At 55.9% G+C, this 26960-nt stretch carries 23 protein-coding genes and 1 riboswitch; of the genes, 13 read left to right on the top strand and 10 right to left on the bottom strand.

Translation table 11 applies throughout. The annotated features are described in order from the left end of the window. Nucleotide 1 precedes the first annotated feature (1 nt). From mraZ to leuO, 5 genes are all read right to left on the bottom strand, one after another. Complete coding sequence (gene mraZ, locus ACOTX5_RS12055) at nucleotides 2–460, bottom strand: division/cell wall cluster transcriptional repressor MraZ (protein WP_006810119.1); 459 nt, start codon at nucleotides 458–460, stop codon at nucleotides 2–4. 591 nt (nucleotides 461–1051) lie between these two features. Beyond that, entirely contained in the window at nucleotides 1052–2056 is a 1005-nt protein-coding gene (cra, locus tag ACOTX5_RS12050) for a catabolite repressor/activator (RefSeq protein ID WP_003856369.1), read from the bottom strand. Between the two features lie 179 nt (nucleotides 2057–2235). Continuing rightward, nucleotides 2236–2727: an acetolactate synthase small subunit gene (gene ilvN / locus ACOTX5_RS12045; RefSeq protein WP_003856371.1), complete on the bottom strand. Its 492-nt coding sequence runs from the start codon at nucleotides 2725–2727 to the stop codon at nucleotides 2236–2238. Nucleotide 2728: 1 nt separating this feature from the next. Then, nucleotides 2729–4453, bottom strand: a complete 1725-nt coding sequence (gene ilvI / locus ACOTX5_RS12040) for an acetolactate synthase 3 large subunit (RefSeq protein WP_015572665.1) — start codon at nucleotides 4451–4453, stop codon at nucleotides 2729–2731. A 376-nt stretch (nucleotides 4454–4829) separates the two neighbouring features. Beyond that, the gene (gene leuO, locus ACOTX5_RS12035) at nucleotides 4830–5774 is read right to left on the bottom strand and encodes a transcriptional regulator LeuO (RefSeq protein ID WP_017383788.1); all 945 of its coding nucleotides are present in this window, start codon (nucleotides 5772–5774) and stop codon (nucleotides 4830–4832) included. 628 nt (nucleotides 5775–6402) lie between these two features. Between leuO and leuL the strand changes: the two genes are divergently transcribed. From leuL to leuD, 5 genes are all read left to right on the top strand, one after another. After that, on the top strand, nucleotides 6403–6489 hold the full coding sequence (leuL, locus tag ACOTX5_RS12030) for a leu operon leader peptide (protein WP_057979999.1): 87 nt from the start codon (nucleotides 6403–6405) through the stop codon (nucleotides 6487–6489). Nucleotides 6490–6580: 91 nt separating this feature from the next. Beyond that, nucleotides 6581–8152, top strand: a complete 1572-nt coding sequence (leuA, locus tag ACOTX5_RS12025) for a 2-isopropylmalate synthase (protein WP_017383789.1) — start codon at nucleotides 6581–6583, stop codon at nucleotides 8150–8152. Then, on the top strand, nucleotides 8152–9243 hold the full coding sequence (gene leuB / locus ACOTX5_RS12020) for a 3-isopropylmalate dehydrogenase (protein WP_045350079.1): 1092 nt from the start codon (nucleotides 8152–8154) through the stop codon (nucleotides 9241–9243). The genes leuA and leuB overlap by 1 nt, the downstream gene beginning before the upstream one ends. Nucleotides 9244–9245: 2 nt before the next feature. Then, complete coding sequence (gene leuC / locus ACOTX5_RS12015) at nucleotides 9246–10646, top strand: 3-isopropylmalate dehydratase large subunit (protein WP_017383791.1); 1401 nt, start codon at nucleotides 9246–9248, stop codon at nucleotides 10644–10646. A gap of 10 nt (nucleotides 10647–10656) precedes the next feature. Further along, nucleotides 10657–11262, top strand: a complete 606-nt coding sequence (leuD, locus tag ACOTX5_RS12010) for a 3-isopropylmalate dehydratase small subunit (protein ID WP_045141617.1) — start codon at nucleotides 10657–10659, stop codon at nucleotides 11260–11262. Between the two features lie 91 nt (nucleotides 11263–11353). Here the strand turns inward: leuD and ACOTX5_RS12005 are convergent, their stop codons facing one another. From ACOTX5_RS12005 to sgrT, 3 genes are all read right to left on the bottom strand, one after another. Next, nucleotides 11354–11506 (bottom strand): Hok/Gef family protein, encoded by a 153-nt coding sequence (locus tag ACOTX5_RS12005; protein ID WP_010427008.1) that lies wholly within the window; start codon nucleotides 11504–11506, stop codon nucleotides 11354–11356. Nucleotides 11507–11722: 216 nt separating this feature from the next. Further along, complete coding sequence (locus tag ACOTX5_RS12000) at nucleotides 11723–12901, bottom strand: sugar efflux transporter (protein WP_045911007.1); 1179 nt, start codon at nucleotides 12899–12901, stop codon at nucleotides 11723–11725. Between the two features lie 121 nt (nucleotides 12902–13022). After that, a complete protein-coding gene (gene sgrT, locus ACOTX5_RS11995) occupies nucleotides 13023–13175 on the bottom strand; it encodes a glucose uptake inhibitor SgrT (RefSeq protein WP_023303076.1) in 153 nt (50 codons plus the stop codon). A gap of 88 nt (nucleotides 13176–13263) precedes the next feature. Between sgrT and sgrR the strand changes: the two genes are divergently transcribed. From sgrR to thiQ, 4 genes are all read left to right on the top strand, one after another. Then, on the top strand, nucleotides 13264–14919 hold the full coding sequence (gene sgrR, locus ACOTX5_RS11990) for an HTH-type transcriptional regulator SgrR (RefSeq protein ID WP_032647229.1): 1656 nt from the start codon (nucleotides 13264–13266) through the stop codon (nucleotides 14917–14919). Between the two features lie 36 nt (nucleotides 14920–14955). Continuing rightward, nucleotides 14956–15056, top strand: a riboswitch (TPP riboswitch). Between the two features lie 31 nt (nucleotides 15057–15087). Beyond that, nucleotides 15088–16071 carry a thiamine ABC transporter substrate binding subunit gene (thiB, locus tag ACOTX5_RS11985; protein WP_017694523.1) on the top strand — a complete coding sequence of 328 codons (984 nt, stop codon included), beginning with the start codon at nucleotides 15088–15090 and terminating at the stop codon, nucleotides 16069–16071. After that, complete coding sequence (thiP, locus tag ACOTX5_RS11980; protein ID WP_032670574.1) at nucleotides 16047–17657, top strand: thiamine/thiamine pyrophosphate ABC transporter permease ThiP; 1611 nt, start codon at nucleotides 16047–16049, stop codon at nucleotides 17655–17657. Before thiB ends, thiP begins: the two co-directional genes overlap by 25 nt. Next, nucleotides 17641–18339 carry a thiamine ABC transporter ATP-binding protein ThiQ gene (thiQ, locus tag ACOTX5_RS11975; protein WP_017694525.1) on the top strand — a complete coding sequence of 233 codons (699 nt, stop codon included), beginning with the start codon at nucleotides 17641–17643 and terminating at the stop codon, nucleotides 18337–18339. The genes thiP and thiQ overlap by 17 nt, the downstream gene beginning before the upstream one ends. Nucleotides 18340–18367: 28 nt before the next feature. Here the strand turns inward: thiQ and ACOTX5_RS11970 are convergent, their stop codons facing one another. Together ACOTX5_RS11970 and araC are read right to left on the bottom strand one after the other, a co-directional pair. Beyond that, the gene (locus ACOTX5_RS11970; RefSeq protein ID WP_015572658.1) at nucleotides 18368–19135 is read right to left on the bottom strand and encodes a DedA family protein; all 768 of its coding nucleotides are present in this window, start codon (nucleotides 19133–19135) and stop codon (nucleotides 18368–18370) included. Between the two features lie 118 nt (nucleotides 19136–19253). Next, nucleotides 19254–20099, bottom strand: a complete 846-nt coding sequence (gene araC / locus ACOTX5_RS11965; RefSeq protein ID WP_003856402.1) for an arabinose operon transcriptional regulator AraC — start codon at nucleotides 20097–20099, stop codon at nucleotides 19254–19256. A 337-nt stretch (nucleotides 20100–20436) separates the two neighbouring features. On the opposite strand from araC, the gene araB reads away from it, so the two are divergent. The 4 genes from araB to polB all read left to right on the top strand — a co-directional run bounded on the left by araB (nucleotide 20437) and on the right by polB (nucleotide 26954). Further along, the gene (gene araB, locus ACOTX5_RS11960) at nucleotides 20437–22146 is read left to right on the top strand and encodes a ribulokinase (RefSeq protein WP_045911006.1); all 1710 of its coding nucleotides are present in this window, start codon (nucleotides 20437–20439) and stop codon (nucleotides 22144–22146) included. Nucleotides 22147–22156: 10 nt separating this feature from the next. Then, nucleotides 22157–23659 (top strand): L-arabinose isomerase, encoded by a 1503-nt coding sequence (gene araA, locus ACOTX5_RS11955; protein WP_015572656.1) that lies wholly within the window; start codon nucleotides 22157–22159, stop codon nucleotides 23657–23659. 86 nt (nucleotides 23660–23745) lie between these two features. Continuing rightward, on the top strand, nucleotides 23746–24441 hold the full coding sequence (gene araD, locus ACOTX5_RS11950; protein ID WP_045911005.1) for an L-ribulose-5-phosphate 4-epimerase: 696 nt from the start codon (nucleotides 23746–23748) through the stop codon (nucleotides 24439–24441). A 155-nt stretch (nucleotides 24442–24596) separates the two neighbouring features. Then, nucleotides 24597–26954 carry a DNA polymerase II gene (gene polB / locus ACOTX5_RS11945; RefSeq protein WP_045911004.1) on the top strand — a complete coding sequence of 786 codons (2358 nt, stop codon included), beginning with the start codon at nucleotides 24597–24599 and terminating at the stop codon, nucleotides 26952–26954. Nucleotides 26955–26960: the final 6 nt, after the last annotated feature.

Raw genomic sequence — 26960 nt, 5'->3', positions numbered from 1 at the left:
TTTATAGAGACAAGTCCCGCAGCCGTTCCGATAATGTTGCGGAATCAGACTGCTCAGCGTCGATATCTTCCTTGACCTGTTGATACCAGGTCGTTTCGTCCCACAGTTCAAACTTGTTGAACTGCCCGACCAGCATCACTTCTTTAGTCAGACCGGCATGTTGCCGCAACACAGGCGCAATCAATAATCGCCCGGCGCTATCCATCTGACATTCACTGGCATGTCCCAATAACAACCGCTGCACGCGGCGTTCTTGCGGGTTCATGCTCGACAGTCGCGACAGCTTTTGCTCAATGATTTCCCATTCAGGCAAAGGGTAAAGCAGCAGGCAGGGGGAGTTGATGTCAATGGTGCAAACCAGTTGACCCGAAGCGTTCTCAATCAGCTGGTCGCGGTATCGGGTTGGTACCGATAAACGCCCTTTGCTGTCGAGATTGACTAACGTTGCTCCACGGAACATGCCAGCCTCACCCCTCCTCACCACTTTAACCCACAAATTCCCACCTGAAGGAGTTTACGGAGCGAGGGAAAAGCTTGTCAAGCCAGGACTCTCTCTATACCGGCGCGAAAGCACCGTATTTACAGAGCAAGAGTGACCTGGCTAATAACTACACAACTGGCGAGGCAAAATTAACGTTATGAATATTTGTAAGAAAAAAACCGAATATGCACACGAGCGTTAAGACTCACTCAATATCATCGCAGGGAAATATAAAGTGTCAGTTTGCGACGCGGGCAGCATTTTAAGGCATATCGCCGGGGGATAACAGCATCAGATTAAGCGCAAGGCAATATGGATTCGTTCGTGTACATTGAGGGTTGAAGGGGAGAGTAAAAAATGGCTGAATATTCATCGGCTGGCGGCTGTTTGTAACAAAACAATACAAAAGAATGCCCGTTAAAAATTATAATTGCGCTTTTTAACGCCAAAACGGATTCAGAAAAATAGCCGGCTACGAATCTTAGAGATAAATCCTAATTTTTATCCGGGAATTATTTCCCGCAATAAATGCGCCGCAAAAGGGGCAGTTTTACCGCCCCTGTGGAAATATTAATGGCGGCTCAAAATCCCGCGCCGATAGAGATTACGTTTGATACGCGTAAGCCCGGGTTTCGGTTTGCGAGGTTCATCCAGGCTTGCCAGAACAATCTCAAGCACGCGCTCGGCGACGTCGCGGTGACGCTGAGCCACGGCCAGCACCGGACATTGCAGGAAGTCGAGCAGTTCGTTATCGCCGAAGGTCGCAATCGCCAGATCGGATGGCAGCTTGCCATCGCGACGTAACGTCACGTCCATCACCCCCTGCAACAGGGCAAACGAGGTGGTAAACAACGCCTGCGGCATCGGGTGCGTTTCCAGCCATTTCTCGAACAGCTGAGCAGCCGCTTCGCGCTCATAGCTGTTGGCATACAGATAATGAACGTCACGCGGATCGTCTTTCCACGCCGTACGGAACCCTTGTTCACGCAGGAAGCTCACGGATAGTTCAGGCAAAGCGCCAAGATAGAGCACCGTTTCCGCCGGGAAGGTACGCAGCTCGGCAGCCAGCATTTCTGCATCGTCCTGATCGGCACCTACGACGCTGGTGAAATGTTCACGATCCAAAGCACGATCCAGCGCCACAATCGGGAATGGATCGTTCGCCCAGCGCTGATAGAAAGGATGCTCGGGTGGTAAAGAGGTCGACACGATGATGGCGTCAACCTGACGTTGCAGCAGATGCTCAATGCAGCGCATCTCGTTGTCGGGCTGATCCTCGGAGCAGGCAATCAACAGCTGATAGCCCCGCTGACGAGCCTGACGTTCAAGATAGTTGGCGATGCGGGTATAGCTGGTGTTTTCCAGATCCGGGATCACCAGGCCAATCGAGCGGGTGCGTCCGGCACGTAAACCTGCGGCGACAGCATTCGGATGGTAATTATGCTCACGAACGACTGCCATCACTTTCTCAACGGTCTTATCGCTGACACGATACTGCTTTGCTTTACCGTTAATCACATAGCTGGCCGTGGTTCTCGACACGCCGGCGAGCCGGGCGATTTCATCCAGTTTCACAATTGCCCCTCAAAAAAAGAAAAAAGTCCATGGCCCTGTCAAGGTTATGGTTAAATATTTTAACATCTAAACGCAGAATAGCTTTCACGGCAACCGCTTTTGTCCGCGTTGTCGGCGGATTACGCAAAAAAAAGCCCGGCTTTGGCTACCGGGCTGAAAGAGGCGAACCTTTTGCGCAACTAACGCATGATTTTATCGCCGCGCGAGAGGCCAACAACGCCAGAGCGCGCAACTTCAACAATTTTTGCCACATCCCTGACGGAGGCCAGGAACGCATCCAGCTTATCGCTCGTTCCGGCAAGCTGCACAGTATATATAGAAGGCGTGACGTCAATGATCTGCCCACGGAAAATATCCGTGTTACGCTTGACCTCTTCACGGCCATAACCGCTGGCCTGAATTTTCACCAGCATCACTTCACGTTCGACGTAAGCCCCCTGCCCCAGCTCGCTGACGCGCAACACGTCCACCAGCTTGTGCAATTGCTTTTCGATCTGCTCAAGCACTTTCGCATCGCCGACAGTCTGGATCGTCATGCGGGAGAGCGTTGGATCATCGGTCGGCGCAACGGTCAGGCTTTCAATGTTGTATCCGCGCTGCGCAAAAAGCCCAATGACGCGTGACAGTGCGCCCGACTCATTTTCCAGTAATACAGATAATATCCGGCGCATATCAGGTTCTCTCCGTTTTGCTTAACCACATTTCATCCATACCACCGCCACGGATATGCATCGGATAAACGTGCTCTGTGCCGTCGACGATGACGTCCATGAAGACGAGGCGATTGTTTTTAACGTGCTCAAGCGCTTCGCCGAGCTTCGCTTCCAGCTCTGACGGATCGGTTACCCGCATGCCAATATGACCATAGGCTTCAGCCAGACGGACAAAGTCCGGAAGTGACTTCATATAAGACTGAGAGTGACGGCCGGAATAAATCATATCCTGCCACTGCTTCACCATACCGAGGTAACCGTTATTCAGGTTAAGCACCAGCACTGGCAACTCATATTGCAGCGCAGTAGAAAGCTCCTGAATATTCATCTGTATACTGCCATCACCCGTTACGCAGATAACCGTTTCGTTCGGCAACGCCAGCTTCACCCCCAGCGCGGCGGGCAGACCAAAGCCCATCGTGCCAAGCCCGCCTGAGTTGATCCAGCGACGCGGTTTATCAAACGGGTAATACAACGCAGCGAACATCTGATGCTGGCCTACGTCAGAAGTGACATACGCCTCGCCTTTGGTCAGATGCCAGATCGTCTCGATCACCGCCTGCGGCTTGATGTTTTCACTCTGCGTGTCGTATTTAAGGCACTGACGGCCACGCCATTGTTCGATTTGTTGCCACCAGTCACGGATCTCATCCAGCGGTTGAGAGGCGGTCTCCTGCGCCAGCAGTTCCAACATTTGATCCAGCACCTGTCGTGCGTCCCCCACGATGGGCACATCCGCCGGCACCGTTTTAGAGATAGAAGTAGGATCGATATCAATGTGTAGCACCGTCGCATTCGGACAGTATTTCGCCAGGTTATTGGTGGTGCGATCGTCAAAACGTACGCCGACGGCAAAAATCACATCAGAATGGTGCATCGTCATATTGGCTTCATAGGTGCCATGCATACCCAGCATGCCCAGCGCCTGACGGTGGGTAGCCGGGAATGCCCCCAGCCCCATCAGCGATGACGCGACAGGAAGGTTCAGCTTCTCAATCAGTTCGCGTAGTTGCGTTTCACAGGCTGCATTGACGGCGCCGCCCCCCACATAGACTACGGGCTTTTTCGCAGCCAGCAGCGTTTGCAGCGCACGCTTAATCTGGCCTTTGTGCCCTTGCGTCGTCGGATTATACGAACGCATGCTCACCGACTCAGGCCACAGGTAAGGCAGTTTATTCGCGGGATTGAGAATATCTTTTGGCAGATCGACAACCACTGGCCCAGGACGACCGCTGGCGGCCAGCCAGAAGGCTTTTTTCAGCACGCCCGGGATATCTTCCGTTTGCTTAACCAGAAAGCTGTGCTTCACCACGGGGCGTGAGATCCCCACCATGTCGCATTCCTGAAACGCATCATAGCCAATCAGTGACGTCGCCACCTGTCCGGAGAGAATGACCAGTGGAATAGAGTCCATATACGCAGTCGCAATGCCGGTGATGGCATTGGTCGCTCCCGGCCCCGAAGTGACCAGCACTACACCCACTTCTCCCGTGGCGCGGGCCAGGCCGTCAGCCATATGCACAGCAGCCTGTTCATGACGAACCAGAACATGATCAATACCGCCTACCGTGTGCAGCGCGTCATAAATATCGAGAACCGCGCCTCCGGGATAGCCAAACACTTGTTTCACGCCCTGATCGATAAGCGATCGGACGACCATTTCCGCGCCAGACAACATCTCCATGCTTTGCCTCCAGGCTTTTGTTATAGACGGTCAACAGAATTCATTTCCGCGCCGTCTTCTGACAGGGTAAACCCATCTTATAATGTGCAGAGTGATGGATACCTTAACCGCTCGTTATGAGGCAGGCAATTAGCAAACGGAATGCGGGAATGGGCAATAAAAGCAGAAAAAATAGCTGTCAGACACGAATATGGTGAATTCGTCTGGTATGAGGGGAGACGCTAATAATTCATCTCTTAAAAAGAGGATGGATCAGGAAATCATCTATTTTTAAGCCTCCCTGAGCGTCTGAAAAAATGCGCACAGAATAAAATATTGTCTTCATAAAAAATCACAGAATAAACCGCATGGCACCATGCGGTTTATTCACCCTGACTTATCGACGACAAATATTGATCAGCAACTCTTCCATCCACTGGTGCCCTTTATCCCGCCCCGCCGCTTCATGCCAGGAAAGATAACAGGTACGGCTATTCAGCTTGAGCGGCAGAGGTAAAATTTGCAGGCTCAGCGAATCGGAGAACTCTTCAGCAAGCCAGCGCGGTGCAATAGCGACTAGCTGCGTCTGAGAAACGACATTTAAAACGCTGACCATCGCCATCCCCTGATAGGCCACGCTGGCTTGTTTATCGGCAGTGTCATACCACGGCTGACTGAACGAAGCATATCTGTCCAGAGCAACAACGGCATGCTGCTCGCTGTAAACATCGCTTTCACGCAGCGGCGAATTCATGCGTGGATGTTTTTTGCTGGCGACTAACACCATTTCATCTTTAAACAACGGAACACAGGCAAACTCTGGACGGCGAAACTCTTCGTAGCCCAGAACGAACTCCGTTTCCTGATAACGAAGCTGGTGCTCAGTGTTTTGATTTAAAGATGATTTAAAAACGAGATGAATATTAGGAGCAATCTGTTCAACTTTATTATATATAACAGACGTCAAATAATTGTCTAACGGACTGCAAACACAGAGATGGAAAACCCGCTCACTGCTTAAAGGTTCAAACCCTGAGCCGGGAAGCTCATTTTGAACCAGCTGTAGCGCCTGACGAATCGAACCGAATAGCTGGAATGCACGCGCCGTGGGCTGGATACCTCTTCCATACCGGACGAATAACTCGTCGTTAAACATCACCTTAAGTCTGGCTACGGCATTACTCACGGCAGGTTGAGACATTCCCAGAGATTGCGCTGCTCGCGTAATATTCTGCTCCTGCATAACTGCATCAAATACAGTTAACAGGTTGAGATCCACTGTGCGTAACTGAGGCTTAACCCCATCATAAGGCTGTGGTTGGTTAATATTATTTTCTGGCATTTCTGACTCCACTGTCACGCTAAATTCCCTTTGCCAAAGTACAGTAATAACTTCGAAAAATATGATTTACCATGCATATACAACAAGCGAAAGGAAATTATTTAAAATTCAGAATATATAAAGAATCCTCATTCAAGAGATGGCATTAAGCATCCCCTGAATGAAGAGCTAAAAATCGTTCAAATGATATCTAAAACTTTAATGCAGGCATGAAACCATAAAGCTGGCAAATACACAATCACCGCCTTAGTTAATAATAACTTAAGTATTATTAAACTATGAAGGGCATACACCACGATTTCATTAACAAAATGATATCAATATTGATAACTATCCCGTCCATGATTCATTCATAGAACTTATAACTCAATGAAATAAAACACATTCCATTTCACAGCACATCGGTAAAAATACTGTGTTCAATTGCTACCAATTATATTCAAATTATTCCAGAGATGAATCTCAAGTCCAATAATAGACAATTAAATCGGTTAACAGCGTAAAAACCAGCACAATTAGCTAATGTGTTTATCCTGCGCTGAGTGGCCGTTTTGCCTGAGAGGGGTTGACATGAGTCGGCGTATCCAGTACCACTAAAAGCATATCGCATTCATCTGGAGCACGATTCATGATTCGCACCCTTCGTTTCACCGGTCTACTACTACTAAACGCATCCACTGTGCGCGGTAGACTGGCGGGCGAAATTCAGCGTTGAATCGTCTTCAGTAAAACTAAAAACCCGCGCCACTGCGCGGGTTTTTTTATGCTCGTAGCAAGGCGCCCTAAGACTGACAAGGACCTAACCCATGAGCCAGCAAGTCGTTATTTTCGATACTACTTTACGTGACGGTGAACAGGCATTACAGGCGAGCCTGAGTGTTAAAGAAAAACTGCAAATTGCGCTGGCCCTCGAACGCATGGGTGTAGACGTAATGGAAGTCGGCTTTCCCGTCTCCTCGCCGGGTGATTTCGAGTCAGTACAGACCATCGCCCGCACCATCAAAAACAGCCGCGTGTGCGGTCTGGCTCGCTGCGTTGAGAAAGATATTGATGTGGCCGCGGAATCCCTGAAAGTTGCAGAAGCCTTCCGTATCCATACATTCATTGCCACCTCCCCCATGCACATTGCAACCAAGTTGCGCAGCACGCTGGATGAAGTGATCGAACGTGCGGTGTATATGGTTAAACGCGCGCGTAACTACACTGATGACGTCGAATTCTCCTGTGAAGATGCAGGCCGCACGCCGATTGACGATTTGGCCCGTGTAGTGGAAGCCGCGATTAATGCCGGAGCCAGAACCATCAACATCCCGGATACCGTCGGCTACACCATGCCGTTTGAGTTCTCCAACATCATCACCGGCCTGTACGATCGCGTGCCAAATATTGATAAAGCCATCATCTCCGTGCATACCCATGACGATTTGGGCCTGGCTGTAGGCAATGCCATCGCCGCCGTCCACGCCGGCGCGCGTCAGGTAGAAGGGGCAATGAACGGCATTGGTGAACGCGCCGGCAACTGCTCGCTGGAAGAAGTGATCATGGCGATCAAGGTGCGCAAAGACATTATGAACGTACACACTCGCATCAATCACAACGAAATCTGGCGCACCAGCCAGACCGTGAGCCAGATTTGCAATATGCCGATCCCGGCGAACAAGGCGATTGTTGGGACTGGCGCGTTCGCTCACTCCTCCGGTATTCACCAGGATGGCGTGCTGAAGAACCGTGAAAACTACGAAATCATGACTCCGGAATCCATCGGTCTGAACCAGGTTCAGCTGAACCTGACCTCACGCTCTGGCCGCGCGGCGGTGAAACACCGTATGGAAGAGATGGGGTATCAGGACAGCGATTACAACATGGATCAGCTGTACGACGCATTCCTGAAGCTGGCTGACAAGAAAGGCCAGGTCTTCGATTACGACCTGGAAGCGCTGGCATTTATCAACAAACAGCAGGAAGAGCCAGAACACTTCCGTCTGGACTACTTCACCGTTCAGTCAGGCTCAAGTGATATCGCTACCGCCTCCGTCAAGCTGGCCTGCGGCGATGAAATTAAAGCGGAAGCCGCCAACGGTAACGGCCCTGTGGATGCCATTTACCAGGCGATTAACCGCGTCACTGAGTACGACGTAGAGCTGGTGAAATACGACCTGACGGCAAAAGGGCACGGTAAAGACGCCCTGGGCCAGGTTGATATCGTCGTCAACTATAACGGTCGCCGCTTCCACGGTGTGGGTCTGGCGACAGATATCGTCGAATCCTCCGCGAAAGCGATGGTGCATGTCCTGAACAACATCTGGCGCGCAGCCGAAGTCGAAAAAGAGTTGCAACGCAAAGCTCAGAATAAAGAGAACAACAAGGAAACCGTGTGATGTCGAAGAATTACCATATTGCTGTGTTGCCGGGTGACGGTATTGGCCCGGAAGTGATGACACAGGCGCTGAAAGTACTGGAAGCCGTTCGTTCGCGTTTTGCGATGAAAATTACCACCAGCCACTACGACGTGGGCGGTATTGCCATTGATAACCACGGTACTCCCCTGCCGAAAGGGACTGTAGAAGGCTGCGAGAATGCCGATGCCGTTCTGTTTGGCTCAGTGGGTGGCCCTAAGTGGGAACACCTGCCTCCAGCAGAGCAGCCAGAGCGCGGCGCGCTGCTGCCGCTGCGTAAACACTTCAAACTGTTCAGCAACCTGCGTCCGGCGAAGCTGTACCCGGGGCTGGAAGAGTTCTGCCCGCTGCGCGCCGATATCGCCGCCAACGGTTTCGACATTCTCTGCGTGCGTGAGCTGACCGGCGGGATCTACTTCGGGCAGCCAAAAGGCCGCGAAGGCAGCGGTCAGCATGAGAAAGCGTTTGATACCGAGGTCTATCACCGTTTTGAAATTGAACGTATCGCGCATATCGCGTTTGAGTCAGCGCGCAAACGCCGCCGTAAAGTAACCTCTATTGATAAAGCGAACGTGCTCCAGTCGTCTATTTTGTGGCGCGAAATCGTCAGTGAAGTTGCCAGGCAGTACCCGGACGTTGCGCTGTCGCATATGTATATCGACAACGCAACGATGCAGCTGATCAAAGATCCGTCCCAGTTTGACGTGCTGCTGTGCTCCAACCTGTTCGGCGATATTCTCTCGGATGAGTGCGCCATGATCACCGGCTCCATGGGCATGCTGCCCTCGGCCAGCCTGAACGAAGAAGGCTTTGGCCTGTACGAACCGGCGGGCGGCTCCGCGCCGGATATCGCAGGTAAAAACATCGCCAACCCGATTGCGCAGATCCTCTCCCTGGCTCTGCTGCTGCGCTACAGCCTGGATGCAGGCGATGCAGCAACCGCAATTGAAAACGCCATTAACCGGGCGTTAGAAGAAGGCGTCCGTACCGGTGATTTAGCACGCGGCACGGCGGCAGTCAGTACCGATGAAATGGGCGACATCATTGCCCGCTATGTCGCTGAAGGGGTGTAATCATGGCTAAGACGTTATATGAGAAGTTGTTTGATGCGCACGTTGTTTACGAAGCACCAAACGAAACCCCACTGTTGTACATCGACCGTCATCTGGTACACGAAGTGACCTCTCCTCAGGCATTTGACGGCCTGCGCGCGCATAAGCGCCCGGTGCGTCAGCCGGGTAAAACCTTTGCCACGATGGATCACAACGTTTCCACCCAGACCAAAGACATCAATGCATCTGGCGAGATGGCGCGTATCCAGATGCAGGAGCTGATTAAGAACTGTAACGAGTTTGGCGTGGAGCTGTACGATCTGAACCACCCCTATCAGGGCATCGTCCACGTAATGGGGCCTGAGCAGGGGATTACTCTGCCGGGCATGACCATCGTCTGCGGTGACTCCCACACCGCGACGCACGGCGCATTTGGCGCCCTGGCGTTCGGGATTGGGACCTCTGAAGTTGAACACGTTCTGGCGACGCAGACCCTGAAGCAGGGCCGCGCCAAAACCATGAAGATTGAAGTGAAGGGTAAAGCTGCGCCGGGTATCACCGCGAAAGATATCGTGTTGGCGATTATCGGCAAAACCGGCAGCGCAGGCGGCACCGGTCACGTCGTGGAATTCTGCGGCGACGCTATCCAGGCGCTGAGCATGGAAGGTCGTATGACCCTGTGCAACATGGCCATTGAGATGGGCGCCAAAGCAGGCCTGGTGGCCCCAGACGAAACCACCTTCAATTATGTGAAGGGGCGTCTGCATGCCCCGAAAGGACAGGATTTTGACGACGCGGTAGCGTACTGGAAAACCCTGAAAACGGACGAGGGGGCAATTTTTGATACCGTTGTGACGTTACAGGCGGAAGAGATCGCCCCGCAGGTCACCTGGGGCACCAACCCGGGCCAGGTGATTTCCGTCAACGACAGCATTCCTGACCCGGCCTCCTTTGCCGATCCGGTCGAACGTGCCAGTGCGGAAAAAGCGCTGGCTTACATGGGGCTGAAACCCGGCGTACCGCTGACCGACGTGAGCATTGATAAAGTATTCATTGGCTCCTGTACCAACTCCCGTATTGAAGATTTACGCGCTGCGGCAGAAATCGCTAAAGGCCGCAAAGTGGCGCCGGGCGTGCAGGCGCTGGTTGTGCCAGGCTCCGGTCCGGTGAAAGCCCAGGCGGAAGCCGAGGGTCTGGATAAGATCTTTATCGAAGCAGGCTTCGAGTGGCGCCTGCCGGGTTGCTCCATGTGTCTGGCGATGAACAATGACCGCCTGAATCCGGGCGAGCGCTGTGCTTCCACCAGCAACCGTAACTTCGAAGGCCGTCAGGGCCGCGGTGGGCGCACCCACCTGGTCAGCCCGGCAATGGCCGCCGCTGCGGCAGTCACCGGTCATTTCGCCGATATTCGCAGCCTGAAATAAGGAGACAATCATGGCAGAGAAATTTACCCAACATACGGGCCGGGTTGTCCCTCTGGACGCCGCTAACGTCGATACCGACGCGATCATTCCTAAGCAGTTTTTACAGAAAGTGACGCGCACGGGTTTTGGTGCGCATCTGTTCAACGACTGGCGTTTCCTCGACGATAAAGGCGAAGTGCCGAACCCGGAATTCGTCCTGAACTTTCCGGAATACAAAGGCGCCTCCATTTTGCTGGCGCGGGAAAACTTTGGCTGCGGATCGTCGCGTGAACATGCGCCCTGGGCATTAACCGACTACGGCTTTAAGGTGGTTATCGCCCCGAGCTTCGCGGATATCTTCTACGGCAACAGCTTCAACAACCAGCTACTGCCGGTGACGCTGAGTGACGAACAGGTCGATGAACTGTTTGCGCTGGTGCAGGCGAATCCCGGGATTTCGTTTGAGGTGGATCTGGAAGCGGAAGTGGTCAAAGCCGGGGATAAGACCTACAGCTTCAGCATTGATGCGTTCCGCCGCCATTGCATGCTGAACGGTCTGGACAGCATTGGCCTGACGCTCCAGCACGAAGAGGCCATCTCCGCCTACGAGAAAAAACAGCCTGCGTTTATGGGCTAAAGGCAATGGCCCGCAGGGCGCGGGCCATTGATAAGGGTGCGTTGAGGCTCAACCACTCTGGAGAGGCGGGGAAAACTCCCCGCCAATACTGCTAACGTTTTGCTTCGTAAGCCAACACTGCCGCCAGCTCTGTTTTCTCCTGTCTGAAGTGCAGCTCACACAGCGAGTCGCGCACCATCCAGGTGAAGATCAACAGCGTCGTACAGATCAGAAACAAACCTAACAGCAGAGTACGTTTTGGCATTCCAGCCTCCTTATTGCTTTTTGGCAATGAAGAGACTAACCTCGCAATGATCGTTGTGAAGTTTGTCTCCCCATCAGTTTTTTGATGTGGGACTCTCCACTGTTTGCCTCTTGCGAAAGCCTGAGGCAAACAGCCTCAAGCACCCGCCACGCACTCTATGCGCCTTCTCGGCGCCTGTCAGAAAATCGTTTCATTTCGTGAAGCCGCCTTCCAGAATCAAACATCTTTTACCCGGCACGTCAGCATCAGCGTGACGAGCGAAATCGCTGCGATCACCCAGTACACGGATGGATGCCCATAGCTTTGCGACAGCGCCCCCTGAATTACCCCTGCCAGAATCACGCCGGTAGAGATACTGTTGGTAAACAGCGTGGTCGCGGAGCCTGCGCGCCCCGGCATTAAATCCTGGAACCAGAGCATGCCTATCCCGGCAACGATTCCGATAAACACCGCGTTAAACAGCTGCAACGCCAGCAAGGCTTCACGCGAATGGAACAGGATCAGCCCCGCGTAGAACAGTACCCCGGCCGCCACGGCGACGACCATCATCCGACGCTTTCCGAAACGTTTGACGTAGTAACCCGCCAGAATCATCGCCGGGATCTCCAGCCCGGCAGCGGTGCCCATCAGAATACCCGCCAGCTTGTCGGGCAGTCCCAGATCGCTGCTGATCCACAGCGGCATATCAATAATGTACATGGTGTTGCATGTCCACATCAGCGTGGAGGCGATAAACAACATGCGGACGTTTTTATCCTGCCAGCCGCTCACCTGCGTGATGGGCTTGTCCGTCACCTGCTCTACGCGCGCCACCGATGGCAGCGCAAAGGCTATCAGCGCCAGGCTGATGACAAAAATCCCCGCCGCGATGGAAAACATGGTGGTGAAGCCGTAGTTCAGCGCCAGCATAAACGCCAGCGGCGGACCGATGACCCACGCGAGAGAGAGCTGCGCACGCATCACCGAGCTGAACATCACCACTTCCCTCGCCGAGCTGTCGGCGTACTCCCGGGCCAGGGCGAACAGTTGCGGCATGGCGGTGTTCGCCAGAGAGGCCAGCAGCACGCCGCAGGTAATGAGCGTCAGGTAATGGCGGTTGAAGGCAAACAGCAGCGCGTTGCCCACGGCCATGGCGCAACAAAAGAGGATCAGCTTACGGCGATCGCCCTGGCTGTCGGATCGTTTCGCCAGCCACAGGCTGACGAGGATCCCGGCAATGGCGTTGACGGTGTAGAACAGACCCACCCAAAACGGCTGCGCCCCCACCTCGCGGCTGAGAAACAGGCTCAACGTCGGCGCCTGTAGCGCGCCGGCCACGCCCATCATGAAGGCCACCAGCATAAAAGCGGCGTACACGCCATTCAGGCGTCGCCCCATCGTCATCAACCAGAGCATGCGCAAGTCCTTATGAAAGCGAATCGAAATTGGGTGAAATAGTAAACGAAAAAAGCCAGCAAAAAACATTTTGCTGGCGGGTGATTAGCACCAATACTCAGTCACACATGATCGAGGCGAGTTAGCGAGAAGAGGTCGATTTCGTAACGTCCCACTGCATCAGATCTTCCAGTATTCTCAGCCGCTGCTCTGCGCACTGGCGGGCCAGCCAGGACACTCCCTTTGTCGCTGAAAAATAGTGCTGATAAAACTGACGTGCGGTAGACCTCTTCATAATTTACCTCCTCGCTTCATCGATAAGGATTATTGGCTTAATATAGGGATTAATAAATTGCTGATTTTTTGTCAGGAGTTCCCCTTTTATGCCTTCCGGTCGTCTGCAACAACAATTTATCCGCCTCTGGCAGTGCTGCGAGGGGCAATCGCAGGAGACCACGCTGAACGAGCTGGCTGAGCTCCTCAACTGCTCCCGGCGTCATATGCGCACGCTCCTTAATACCATGCAGCAGCAGGGCTGGTTAAACTGGGAGGCCGAAGCCGGACGCGGCAAGCGTTCGCGCCTGACTTTCCTTTATACCGGCCTGGCGCTACAGCAACAGCGGGCGGAGGATCTGCTGGAGCAGGACCGCATCGATCAGCTGGTCCAGCTGGTGGGCGACAAAGCCGCCGTGCGCCAGATGCTGGTCTCGCATCTGGGACGCAGCTTTCGTCAGGGACGCCACATTCTGCGGGTGCTTTACTACCGCCCAATGAAAAATCTGTTGCCCGGTACGGCGTTACGTCGCTCTGAAACCCACATGGCCCGGCAGATTTTCAGCGGCCTGACGCGGATAAATGAGGAAAACGGGGAACTGGAAGCGGATATTGCCCATCACTGGCAACAGGTGTCTCCGCTGCACTGGCGCTTCTTTCTACGCCCCGGCATTCATTTCCACCATGGACGCGAGCTGGAGATGCGCGACGTTATCGTCTCTTTAGAGCGCGCCCGCACGCTGCCGCTCTATTCGCATATCGCACGGATCCACTCTCCAACGGCCTGGACGCTGGATATTGAGCTTTCGCAGCCGGACAAATGGCTTCCGTGGCTTCTGGGCTACGTGCCATCAATGATCCTGCCTGCCGAGTGGCGCTCCCTGAACAATTTTTCCAGCCAGCCGATTGGTACGGGCCCCTACTCCGTTACACGAAATAACAGTAATCAGCTGAAGATCCGCGCCTTTGATGATTACTTTGGCTATAGGGCGTTGATCGACGAAGTGAACGTCTGGGTGTTACCGGATCTCAACGAAGAGCTGAGCGCAGGCCTGACCCTGGAAGGGCCAACAGCCGGTGAAAAGGCGTTCGAAAGCCGCCTGGAGGAGGGCTGCTACTACCTGCTCTTTGATAGCCGCAGCCATCGCGGGGCAAACCACGACGTCCGCAGGTGGATAAGCCATATTCTGGCGCCCGCTAACCTGATTTATCACGCAGAGGAGCAATACCAGACCTGGTGGTTCCCGGCCTATGGCCTGCTCCCACGCTGGCACCATGCGCAGCCCGTCCGCAGTGAAAAGCCTGCCGGACTGGAGACCATCACCCTCAGCTACTATCGCGATCACATTGAGCATCGTTTTCTGGCGAGGATCATGAGCACGCTGCTGGCAGCCGAAGGCGTGACGCTGGCGATACAGGAAGTCGATTATGATGAATGGCATCGCGGAGACGTCATCAGCGATATCTGGCTCAACAGCGCAAACTTTACGCTGCCGCTTGATTTCTCGCTCTTTTCTCACCTGTACGAAGTGCCCCTGATTCAGCACTGTATCAACCGGGACTGGCAGCAGGACGCCGCGCGGTGGCGCGCGGGAGAAATGGATCTGGCCGCCTGGTGTCAGGAATTACTGACCGGGCAGACGATCGTACCGCTGATTCACCACTGGCTGCTGATCCAGGGGCAACGCAGCATGCGCGGCCTGCGGATGAATACCCTCGGCTGGTTTGATTTTAAATCCGCCTGGTTTGCGCCGCCGGAGCCATAACGCTTTCGTAATATTCACCAAATCATTACAATAGCGCCGTTCTCAACGGGGTGCTGCATCACTGATGTGCGCTGAGATAATACCCGTCGAACCTGATCCGGATAACGCCGGCGAAGGGATTTGAGGCTGTCTCTCAAAATCCTTTGCCACTCAACCCTGAGGTGCAAAGTGTTAAAAAACGTTCTTCCTCTGCTGGCGCTGTTTGCGCTGCCTGTTTTTGCTAAGCCCGTTCTGACGGTCTATACCTACGACTCCTTCTCCGCCGACTGGGGCCCCGGCCCGGTGGTAAAAAAAGCCTTTGAAGCCGACTGCAACTGCGAGCTGAAATTCGTGGCGCTGGAAGATGGCGTCTCGCTGCTCAACCGTCTGCGCATGGAAGGCAAAAACAGCAAAGCCGACGTGGTGCTCGGGCTGGATAACAACCTGCTGGAAGCCGCCACCCAAACCAGACTGTTCGCCAAAAGCGGTTTGGCGGCAGATGCCGTCAACGTACCGGGCGGCTGGAAAAACGACACCTTCGTTCCCTTTGATTACGGTTACTTTGCGTTTGTCTACGATAAAAACAAGCTGAAGAATCCGCCCAAAAGCCTGAAAGAGCTGGTCGAAAGTGACCAGAAATGGCGCGTAATTTATGAAGATCCGCGTACCAGCACCCCGGGTCTGGGGCTGCTATTGTGGATGCAGAAAGTCTACGGGGATAAAACGCCGGAAGCGTGGCAGAAGCTGGCCGCGAAAACCGTTACCGTCACCAAAGGCTGGAGCGAAGCCTACGGCCTGTTCCTGAAAGGCGAAAGCGATCTGGTGCTGAGCTACACTACCTCTCCGGCCTACCACATTATCGCCGAGAAAAAGGATAACTACGCCGCCGCGAACTTTGCTGAAGGGCATTATTTGCAGGTGGAAGTGGCCGCCCGCACCGCCGCGAGCAAACAGCCGGAGCTTGCCGAAAAATTCCTGAAATTTATGGTCTCCCCGGCATTCCAGAATGCTATTCCGACAGGAAACTGGATGTACCCGGTCACTGACGTTGCGCTGCCGGCAGGCTTTGAGCAGCTAAACAAGCCGCAAACCTCACTGGAATTTACGTCGCAGCAGGTTGCCGCCCAGCGCGCCGCATGGATTAGTGAATGGCAACGCGCCGTCAGCCGCTGATCCCCGGCTGGTTAGTTCCCGGGCTGCTCGCCGCCATACTGATGGTGGTCGTCAGCCTGGGTGCATTCCTTGCGCTGTGGTTTAACGCGCCAGAGAGCGATCTGCTCGCCCTCTGGCACGACAGCTATCTCTGGCACGTCATCCGTTTCTCCTTCTGGCAGGCGTTTCTCTCCGCGCTGCTGTCGACGATCCCGGCCATTTTCCTTGCACGCGCCCTCTATCGCAGACGTTTCCCCGGCAGGCTTGCCCTGCTGCGGCTGTGCGCGATGACGCTGATCCTGCCCGTGCTGGTGGCGGTGTTCGGTATTCTGAGCGTCTACGGTCGGCAGGGCTGGCTGGCATCCCTCTTCAACCTGCTTGGTCTGGAATGGACCTTCTCCCCTTACGGCCTGAAAGGCATTCTGCTGGCGCATATTTTTTTCAATATGCCGATGGCGACGCGCCTCTTTTTACAGGCGCTGGAAAACATTCCCGGGGAGCAGCGTCAGATTGCCGCCCAGCTTGGCATGCGCGGCTGGTCGTTCTTCCGCTTTGTCGAATGGCCGTGGCTGCGACGCCAGATTGCCCCGGTGGCCGCGCTAATCTTTATGCTCTGCTTCGCCAGCTTCGCGACCGTGCTTTCTCTCGGCGGCGGGCCGCAGGCCACCACCATTGAGCTGGCGATCTATCAGGCCTTAAGTTACGACTACGATCCGGGCCGCGCCGCGCTGCTGGCGATGGTGCAGATGGTCTGCTGCCTGGCGCTGGTGTTACTCAGCCAGCGGCTGAGTAAAGCGATCCCCACAGGCAGCAATCACTTGACAGGCTGGCGCGATCCGCAGGACAGCCTGCACAGCCGCGTCGCGGATTTTATGCTGATCGCGCTGGCCCTCCTGCTTCTGCTGCCCCCGCTGCTGGCCGTTATCGTTGATGGCCTGAATCGCAATGTGTTGTCGGTACTGCAACAGCCTGTCCTGTGGCAGGCGACGTGGACCTCATTGCGCATCGCGCTGGCAGCCGGGCTGCTGTGCGTGATCCTGACCATGATGCTGCTCTGGAGCAGCCGCGAGCTGTACGCGCGTCATGCCCGTAAAGCCGGACACGCGCTGGAACTGACGGGTATGCTGATCCTGGCGATGCCGGGTATTGTGCTGGCGACCGGATTCTTTTTACTGTTCAACAGCACCATCGGCCTGCCGGAAAGCGCCGACGGCATCGTCATTTTTACCAACGCACTGATGGCCATCCCTTACGCGCTCAAGGTGCTGGAAAACCCGATGCGCGACGTCAACAGCCGCTACAGTTTGCTGTGTCAGTCGCTGGGCATGCAGGGCTGGCAGCGTCTGAAGGTGGTCGAACTGCGCGCGCTAAAGCGTCCGCTGGCCCAGGCGCTGGCGTTTGCCTGCGTGCTGTCGATTGGCGATTTTGGCGTTGTGGCCCTCTTCGGCAACGAGGATTTCCGCACGCTGCCGTTCTGGCTTTATCAGCAAATTGGCTCCTATCGTAGCCAGGACGGCGCCGTCACGGCACTTTTACTGCTGGTGCTGTGCTTTGCGTTATTTACCGTTATCGAAAAACTTCCGGGGCGTGATGTTAAAACTGACTGATGTAACCTGGCTTTATGAGCACCTGCCAATGCGTTTTACCCTCTCCGTTCGTCAGGGAGAGCGAATCGCAGTGCTTGGCCCCAGCGGGGCCGGAAAAAGTACCCTGCTCAATCTGATTGCCGGTTTTTTGCAGCCTGCCAGCGGGTCGATCGTCATTGATAATGGCGAATATACCTACGCTCCGCCGGCTAAGCGCCCGGTGTCGATGCTGTTCCAGGAAAACAATCTGTTCAATCATCTTACGGTGTGGCAGAACATCGCGCTGGGTATGGATCCGGGGTTAAAACTCAGTGTTGCGCAGCGTCAGACGCTGGAGGCGATCGCCGAACAAATGGGCCTGGCTGCGTTTATCAACAGACTACCGGGTGAGCTTTCCGGCGGCCAGCGCCAGCGCGTGGCGCTGGCACGCTGTCTGGTGCGCAAGCAGCCGCTGCTGCTGCTCGACGAACCCTTTTCGGCGCTCGACCCGGCCCTGCGTCAGGAGATGCTCTCGCTGGTTGAGGAGGTTTGCGAGCGCGAGCAACTGACGATGCTGATGGTTTCGCATAGCATCGAAGATGCCGCACGCATCGCGCCGCGATCGGTGGTGATCGCGGAGGGACGTATTTTGTGGGATGGAACAACCGACGCCTTAATGAGCGGGAAAGAAAGCGCGTCAGGATTACTGGGTATAAGACCGTAGGCCGGGCAAACGCAGTGCCGCCCGGCGTTTAACGGCTCACCACCTTCAACAGGATCTCACCGTACACCGGCATCAGCGGGTGGCGAATCAGCGCCACCAGCGCCACGACAGCCACCCCCAGCGTCAGCGGGGCCAGCCAGAGCAGGCGAGAGCGCGGAAGATAGCGCGTCAGGCGATCAACACTGGCTTTCGCGCTGCGCCACAGGCGCCAGCAGAGCCAGACCGCCAGCCACAGCAGGACCGCCGTTCCCAGCAGCAGCCACTTGAACTCACCGCTTTGCATACCGTCAGGAATATCGATGGCCGCGCCCGCCAGGATCCCCGGCAGGAAGTAGAACGGCGGCCAGAAGACGCAGCCGATGATGTTCGGCACCACAAACTTCGCGACGGGCAGATCCAGCATCCCGGCCACCATCGGCACCAGCGGGCGCGTTGGGCCAACGAAGCGCCCCACGAGGATGGTGAACATGCTGTGCTGGTGCAGCGCGTGCTCGGTTTTATCCAGCAGCGCTTTATTTTTTTTCATGAACGACCAGCGGTGCAGCGGCTTCTTAAAGCGCCAGCCCAGCCAGAAGGAGATCCAGTCCCCCAGCAAACAGCCAATAATACCGGCCATCCACGCCTGCCAGAAATTGACCTCGCCGCTGCCGATCAGCGCCCCAAGCCCCGCCATCATCACGGTGCCGGGCAGGATCAGCCCGACCAGCGCCAGCGACTCCAGAAACGCCACCAGCGCCACGGCGATGAGCGAATACATAACGGACTGGGTAATAAAATGTTCCAGCAATGCCTGCATAACTATTCCGGTCAGAAAACGAATCAGCGATTCTGCTTAGCGCCCTGCACCGCGTCAAGGCATCAATTGTCTGAATAGTTTACAAGATGCGCCTGAAGTTCACCTGAATGTTTACCGATTATTCACATCCCGCACGGAATTCGCTCGGGCTGGCACCGGTGCACTTCTTAAACACGCGAGAGAAATAGAGCTGATCTTCAAAGCCGACGTTACGCCCGACGGTGGCGATAGGCATTCGGGTGGTGCTGAGCAGCAGTTTCGCCTGGCTGATGCGCTGATCCTCACGCCAGCTGAGTACGCTCACGCCAAGCTGCTGGCGGAACAGATGAGAGAGCCGTGACGGCGACAGACACACATGCTGGGCGACGCTGGCAATATCAAACTGGCTGTCGGCAAGGTGGTCGCTGATGTACTGGCAGGCGTCGCGGACGCGGTTGTCCAGCGGCGGATTAAGCGACTCGTTGATGGCCTCCATGCGGCGCAGCAGAACCTGTTCAAGCAGGTTGATGGCCAGCAGTTCGGCGTAGCGCCCGCCCGCCTGCCCTGCCTCAATAATCTGTGCGAACAGCTCACGGAACTGCGCCAGATGCGCCTCATCCGGGCGATATAAACCGGTATGGGCGAAAATGGCCGGCCACGAGAGCCACTCCTGCCAGTAGGCGCGCGGACGGAAATAGACCCACTGGTGATACCACTCTTTGGCATCCGGATGGCGCCCGTAGTGGTGGATCTCCCCCGGCGGGAACAGCAGCATATCACCGGGGCGGCAGATAAACTGCTGATCCCCGTTTTTGACGACCCCTTCTCCGCGTACGGTCAGGTTCAGGATATATCCCTTCATGCCAAGAGGGCGATCGACGTAAAAATCGAGATATCCCTCGGCCTCAATTGGCGTCAGCCCCGCCACCAGATGGGCGTTAAATGAGTAGCCCGGCAGTAAGGGATCGTTTTGCGGTTCGGCCATAGATTCAGTTCTCCCAAGGGTCCTGAAGGAAACCAATTGTCCATATCGATAAAAGCAGTATAAAAATGGCCCGCGAAAAGATCCAAAAAGCATCACGCCTCTTTTACGTCCGCCATGTTTCAGCCTTTTCCCCTGATTTGTCCGCCAGTACGGGCAGATAAGCAGTAACAAAAGTGTCTATAAGTGCGGCAGAAATGTCCACATAGAATATTTGCACGGCGTCACACTTTGCGTGGCTACAGCAATTTAGTCCATAAGATTAGCGGATCCTGCCTGACGATTTTTGTCCCCAGTCTCTAATGTTCTTCCATACCTGTTTTTTGGATGGAGCAACACCATGGCAATTGCAATTGGCCTCGATTTTGGCAGCGACTCAGTTCGCGCGCTGGCAGTGGACTGTACGACTGGCCTGGAGATAGCAACCAGCGTTGAGTGGTATCCGCGCTGGCAAGAGGGGCGCTACTGCGATGCGCCGAACAACCAGTTCCGCCACCACCCGCGTGATTACATTGAATCAATGGAAGCGGCGATCAAAACCGTGCTGGCGGAGTTGACGGACGCCCAGCGGGCCGATGTCGTGGGGATTGGCGTCGACAGCACCGGCTCAACGCCTGCCCCTGTCGATGCCGAAGGCCGCGTACTGGCGCTGCGACCGGAGTTTGCCGACAACCCGAACGCCATGTTTGTGCTGTGGAAAGACCATACCGCCGTGGAAGAGGCGGAAGCCATCACCCGCTTATGCCATCAGCCGGGCAAAACTGACTACTCCCGCTACATCGGCGGGATTTACTCCAGCGAGTGGTTCTGGGCCAAGATCCTGCACGTTACCCGCGCGGACGCGTCGGTCGCACAGGCAGCGGCATCATGGATTGAGCTATGCGACTGGGTTCCCGCCCTGCTCTCCGGCACCACTCGCCCGCAGGATATCCGCCGCGGCCGTTGCAGCGCCGGGCATAAATCGCTGTGGCATGAAAGCTGGGGGGGGCTGCCTCCGGCAGCGTTCTTCGATGAACTCGATCCGATCATCAACAAAAACCTGACATACCCGCTGTTTACCGACACCTTCACCGCCGATATTCCGGTCGGCACGCTCTGCGAAGAGTGGGCAAAACGCCTCGGCCTGCCGCAAAACGTGACCATTTCCGGCGGCGCGTTCGACTGCCATATGGGTGCCGTGGGCGCGGGTGCGCAGCCCAACACGCTGGTGAAAGTTATCGGCACCTCCACCTGTGACATTCTGACGGCAGATAAAGCCAGCGTCGGCGACCGCGCGGTGAAAGGCATTTGCGGTCAGGTTGACGGCAGCGTGGTACCCGATTTTATCGGCCTCGAAGCGGGTCAGTCCGCCTTCGGCGATATCTACGCCTGGTTTGGCCGCGTGCTCGGCTGGCCGCTGGATCAGCTGGCTGCCGCGCATCCTGAACTGAAAACGCAGATTACGGCGAGCAAAAAACAGCTCCTGCCGCAGCTCACCGAAGCCTGGGCAAAAAATCCGTCTCTCGACCACCTGCCGGTGGTGCTGGACTGGTTCAACGGCCGTCGTACGCCGTTTGCCAACCAGCGTCTGAAAGGAGTGATTACCGATCTCAACCTCGCGACCGACGCGCCCGCGCTGTTTGGCGGCCTGATCGCCGCCACCGCATTCGGCGCGCGCGCCATTATGGAGTGCTTCACCGGGCAGGGCATTGACGTGAACAACGTGATGGCGCTGGGCGGCATCGCCCGTAAAAACCCGGTGATTATGCAGGCCTGCTGCGACGTGCTGAACCGGCCGCTGCAAATTGTGGCCTCCGATCAGTGCTGTGCGCTGGGCGCGGCGATTTTCGCTGCCGTGGCCGCAGGCGTACATGCGGATATCCCGACCGCGCAACAGCATATGGCGAGCGCCGTCGAAAGTACGCTCCAGCCGCAGACTCAGCAGGCACAACGCTTTGAACAGCTTTATCAGCGCTACCAGCAATGGGCAAAAAGCGCCGAACTTCACTATCTCCCTGTCGCCGCCCCGGCCAAAAGCACCGCGGATACTACGGCAACCCTGACACATTAAGGACACGATAATGACCATTTTTAATAATTATGAAGTGTGGTTTGTGATTGGCAGCCAGCATTTGTACGGACCGGAAGCGTTGCAGCAGGTGACGAAACACGCGGAGCACGTTGTGAATGCGCTGAACGCGGAAGCCAAACTGCCGTGCAAACTGGTGCTGAAGCCGCTGGGTACCACCCCGGACGAAATCACCAACATTTGCCGCGATGCCAATTACGATGACAAATGCGCTGGCCTGGTGGTGTGGCTGCACACCTTCTCGCCAGCCAAAATGTGGATCAACGGCCTGGCTATCCTCAACAAACCGCTGCTGCAATTCCACACGCAGTTCAACGCCTCCCTGCCGTGGGACAGCATCGACATGGACTTCATGAACCTGAACCAGACCGCGCACGGCGGCCGCGAGTTCGGCTTCATCGGCGCGCGCATGCGTCAACAGCATGCCGTGGTGACCGGGCACTGGCAGGACGGTCAGGCACAAAAACGTATTGGCTCCTGGATGCGTCAGGCGGTATCTAAGCAGGATACCCGCCACCTGAAAGTGGTGCGTTTCGGCGACAACATGCGCGAAGTGGCGGTCACCGACGGTGATAAAGTGGCCGCGCAGATTAAATTTGGCTTCTCCGTCAACACCTGGGCGGTGGGCGACCTGGTGCAGGTGGTGAATGACATCAGCGATGGCGACGTTAACGCGCTGGTGGACGAGTACGAAAGCAGCTATCGCCTGACGCCTGCGGCACAGGTCAACGGTGACAAGCGCCAGAACGTGCTGGATGCCGCACGTATTGAGCTGGGCATGAAGCGTTTTCTGGAACAGGGCGGCTTCCATGCCTTCACCACCACCTTTGAAGATCTCCACGGCCTGAAACAGCTCCCGGGTCTGGCGGTACAACGTCTGATGCAGCAGGGCTACGGCTTTGCGGGCGAAGGCGACTGGAAAACTGCCGCTCTGCTTCGCATCATGAAGGTGATGTCGACCGGTCTACAGGGCGGCACCTCTTTTATGGAGGACTACACCTACCACTTCGAGAACGGCAACGATCTGGTGCTCGGCTCGCACATGCTGGAAGTGTGTCCATCCATCGCGGTTGAAGAGAAACCGATCCTCGACGTGCAGTACCTCGGCATTGGCGGCAAAGCGGATCCGGCCCGTCTGATCTTCAACACCCGTACCGGCCCGGCCATTAACGCCAGCCTGATTGACCTCGGCGATCGTTTCCGCCTGCTGGTGAACTGCGTCGATGCGGTTGAAACCCCGCATTCTCTGCCGAAGCTGCCGGTCGCCAACGCTTTGTGGAAAGCGCAGCCTGACCTGCCAACCGCCTCGGAAGCCTGGATCCTGGCCGGCGGCGCGCACCACACCGTATTCAGCCACGCGCTTGACCTGAACGATATGCGTCAGTTTGCCGAGCTGCACGACATCGAACTGACCGTGATTGATAACGACACCCGTCTGCCAGCCTTTAAAGACGCGCTGCGCTGGAACGAAGTCTATTACGGTTCAAAACGCTAAGTACGGAGTGCCCGGTGGCACTTCGTTTACCGGGCCTACGGTTCTGTAGGCCGGATAAGCGCAGCGCCATCCGGCAGGAGACGACAATGTTAGAAGATCTCAAACGTCAGGTACTCGAAGCCAACCTGGCGCTGCCAAAACATAACCTCGTGACACTGACATGGGGCAACGTCAGCGCCGTTGACCGGGAAAAAGGGGTGTTCGTGATCAAGCCTTCCGGCGTGGATTACACGGTAATGACCGCAGACGATATGGTTGTGGTCAGCCTCGAAACGGGTGAAGTGGTTGAAGGCAATAAAAAGCCCTCCTCCGATACGCCCACTCATCGCCTGCTGTATCAGGCCTTCCCGACCATCGGCGGGATTGTGCATACCCATTCGCGTCACGCGACCATCTGGGCGCAGGCGGGCCAGCCTATTCCGGCCACCGGCACCACCCACGCGGACTACTTTTACGGCACCATTCCCTGCACGCGTCTGATGACCGATGCGGAGATCGGCGGTGAGTACGAATGGGAAACGGGGAACGTGATTGTCGAAACCTTCGAAAAACAGGGAATCGACGCGGCGCAAATGCCCGGCGTGCTGGTGCACTCCCACGGCCCGTTTGCCTGGGGTAAAAACGCGGAGGACGCGGTGCACAACGCGATCGTGCTGGAGGAAGTCGCCTATATGGGGATCTTCTGCCGCCAGCTGGCACCGCAGCTGCCGGATATGCAGCAAACCCTGCTGGATAAGCATTACCTGCGTAAGCACGGTGCGAAAGCCTACTACGGGCAGTAAACCCTTGCCCGGTGACGCTGCGCTTACCGGGCCTGCGGAACCTGTAGGCCGGATAAGCGCAGCGCCATCCGGCGGAACGGGCACTGTATAAAACCCCAGCAAACACCCCTCAACCAGGCTATAATCAGGCCTGGTTTGTTTTATGGGATAACGCCGTGACGCAGGCGCAAGAAGGCTTTTTACTGACCAGACACTGGCGGGATACCCCTCAGGGTACTGAGGTTGAATTCTGGCTGGCAACGGACAACGGCCCACGAAACGTTACGCTCCCGCCGCAGGAGTCCGTGGCCTTTATTCCTGAAGCTCACGTCGAGAAAGTGAAACAACTGCTACGCGGCGAAAACAACTGGCGCCTTACGCCGCTTCAGCTGAAAGATTTCCACCGCCAGCCGGTTTACGGCCTCTACTGCCGCGCCCATCGCCAGTTAATGCGCTATGAAAAGCTGCTTCGTGAAGCAGGCGTGACGCTTTACGAGGCCGACATTCGCCCGCCTGAACGCTTTCTGATGGAGCGGTTTATCACCGCCCCCGTCTGGGTAGATGGCACCGCGCAAAACGGCAGGATCGTTAACGCGCGCCTGAAGCCTAATCCGCACTATCGCCCGCCGCTAAAGTGGGTGTCGCTGGATATTGAAACCACCCGCCACGGCGAACTGTACTGCATTGGCCTGGAAGGCTGTGGGCAGCGGGTTGTCTATATGCTCGGGCCGCCGAACGGCGATGCGTCCGCGCTGGAATTTAATCTGGAGTACGTCAACAGCCGCCCGCAACTGCTGGAGAAGCTTAACCAGTGGTTTGCCGAGCACGATCCGGATGTTCTGATCGGCTGGAACGTAGTGCAGTTTGACCTGCGCGTGCTGCAAAAACATGCCGAGCGTTACCGTATCCCGCTGATTCTGGGGCGCGGCAACAGTGAGCTGGAGTGGCGTGAGCACGGTTTTAAGAACGGTGTTTTCTTCGCGCAGGCTAATGGTCGCCTGATTATCGACGGCATCGAGGCGCTGAAATCCGCCTTCTGGAACTTCTCTTCCTTCTCGCTGGAAGCGGTCGCCCAGGAACTGCTCGGCGAAGGTAAATCCATCGACAATCCCTGGGACCGAATGGACGAGATCGACCGGCGCTTTAATGAAGATAAGCCGGCGCTCGCTACCTATAACCTGAAAGATTGCGAGCTGGTGACGCAGATCTTCCACAAAACCGAGATCATGCCGTTCCTGCTGGAACGCGCGACGGTGAACGGTCTCGCGGTCAACAGGCACGGCGGCTCGGTAGCGGCCTTCAGCCACCTCTATTTCCCGCGGATGCACCGGGCAGGCTATGTCGCCCCTAACCTCGGCGACGTGCCGCCGCAGGCCAGCCCCGGCGGTTACGTGATGGATTCACGGCCCGGACTGTATGACTCGGTGCTGGTGCTGGATTATAAAAGCCTGTACCCGTCAATTATCCGCACGTTTCTGATTGATCCGGTGGGGCTGGTGGAGGGGATGGCCCAGCCAGACGATGCGCACAGCACCGAAGGTTTTCTTGGGGCACGCTTCTCGCGGAAAAAACACTGCCTGCCCGAAATTGTGGGAAACATCTGGCACGGCCGCGACGAGGCCAAGCGCCACGGCAACAATCCGCTCTCACAGGCGCTGAAAATCATTATGAACGCCTTTTACGGCGTGCTGGGTACCAGCGCCTGCCGCTTCTTTGATCCCCGTCTGGCGTCTTCCATCACCATGCGCGGGCACGACATTATGCGCCAGACCAAAGCGCTGATTGAATCCCAGGGCTATGACGTTATTTATGGCGATACCGACTCCACCTTTGTCTGGCTGAAAGCGGCCCATTCAGAAGACGACGCCGCGCGCATCGGCAAAGAACTGGTCGCCTACGTGAACGACTGGTGGCGCGAAAATTTGCAAAAAGAGCGGTTAACCAGCGCGTTAGAGCTGGAGTTTGAAACCCATTTTGCCCGCTTTTTAATGCCGACCATTCGCGGAACCGACCAGGGCAGCAAGAAGCGCTACGCCGGGCTGATTGAGGAAGGTGACACGCAGCGGATGGTCTTTAAAGGACTGGAGACGGTGCGCACCGACTGGACGCCACTGGCGCAGCAGTTCCAGCAGACGCTCTACCTGCGGGTGTTTCGCAACGAGCCCTATCAGGACTACGTGCGCGACACCATCGCCAGCCTGATGGCGGGTGAGCTGGATGACCAGCTGGTGTATCGCAAGCGCCTGCGCCGCCCGCTGGCCGAATATCAACGTAACGTTCCTCCCCACGTACGCGCCGCGCGGCTGGCGGATGAAGAGAATGTTCGCCGGGGCCGTGCGCCGCAGTATCAGAACCGGGGTACGATCAAATACGTCTGGACAACTAACGGCCCGGAACCCGTTGATTACCAGCAGTCTCCGCTTGATTACGATCACTACCTGACCCGCCAGCTTCAGCCGGTTGCGGAGGGAATTTTACCGTTCATCAATGACGACTTTGCTACACTAGTGACAGGACAACTTGGGCTATTTTGACGCGTG

The organism is Enterobacter cloacae complex sp. IR5441 (genome assembly GCF_049238215.1).
GTDB classification, from domain to species: Bacteria; Pseudomonadota; Gammaproteobacteria; order Enterobacterales; family Enterobacteriaceae; genus Enterobacter; species Enterobacter hormaechei_C.
This window is presented reverse-complemented; position numbering and strand designations above follow the sequence as displayed.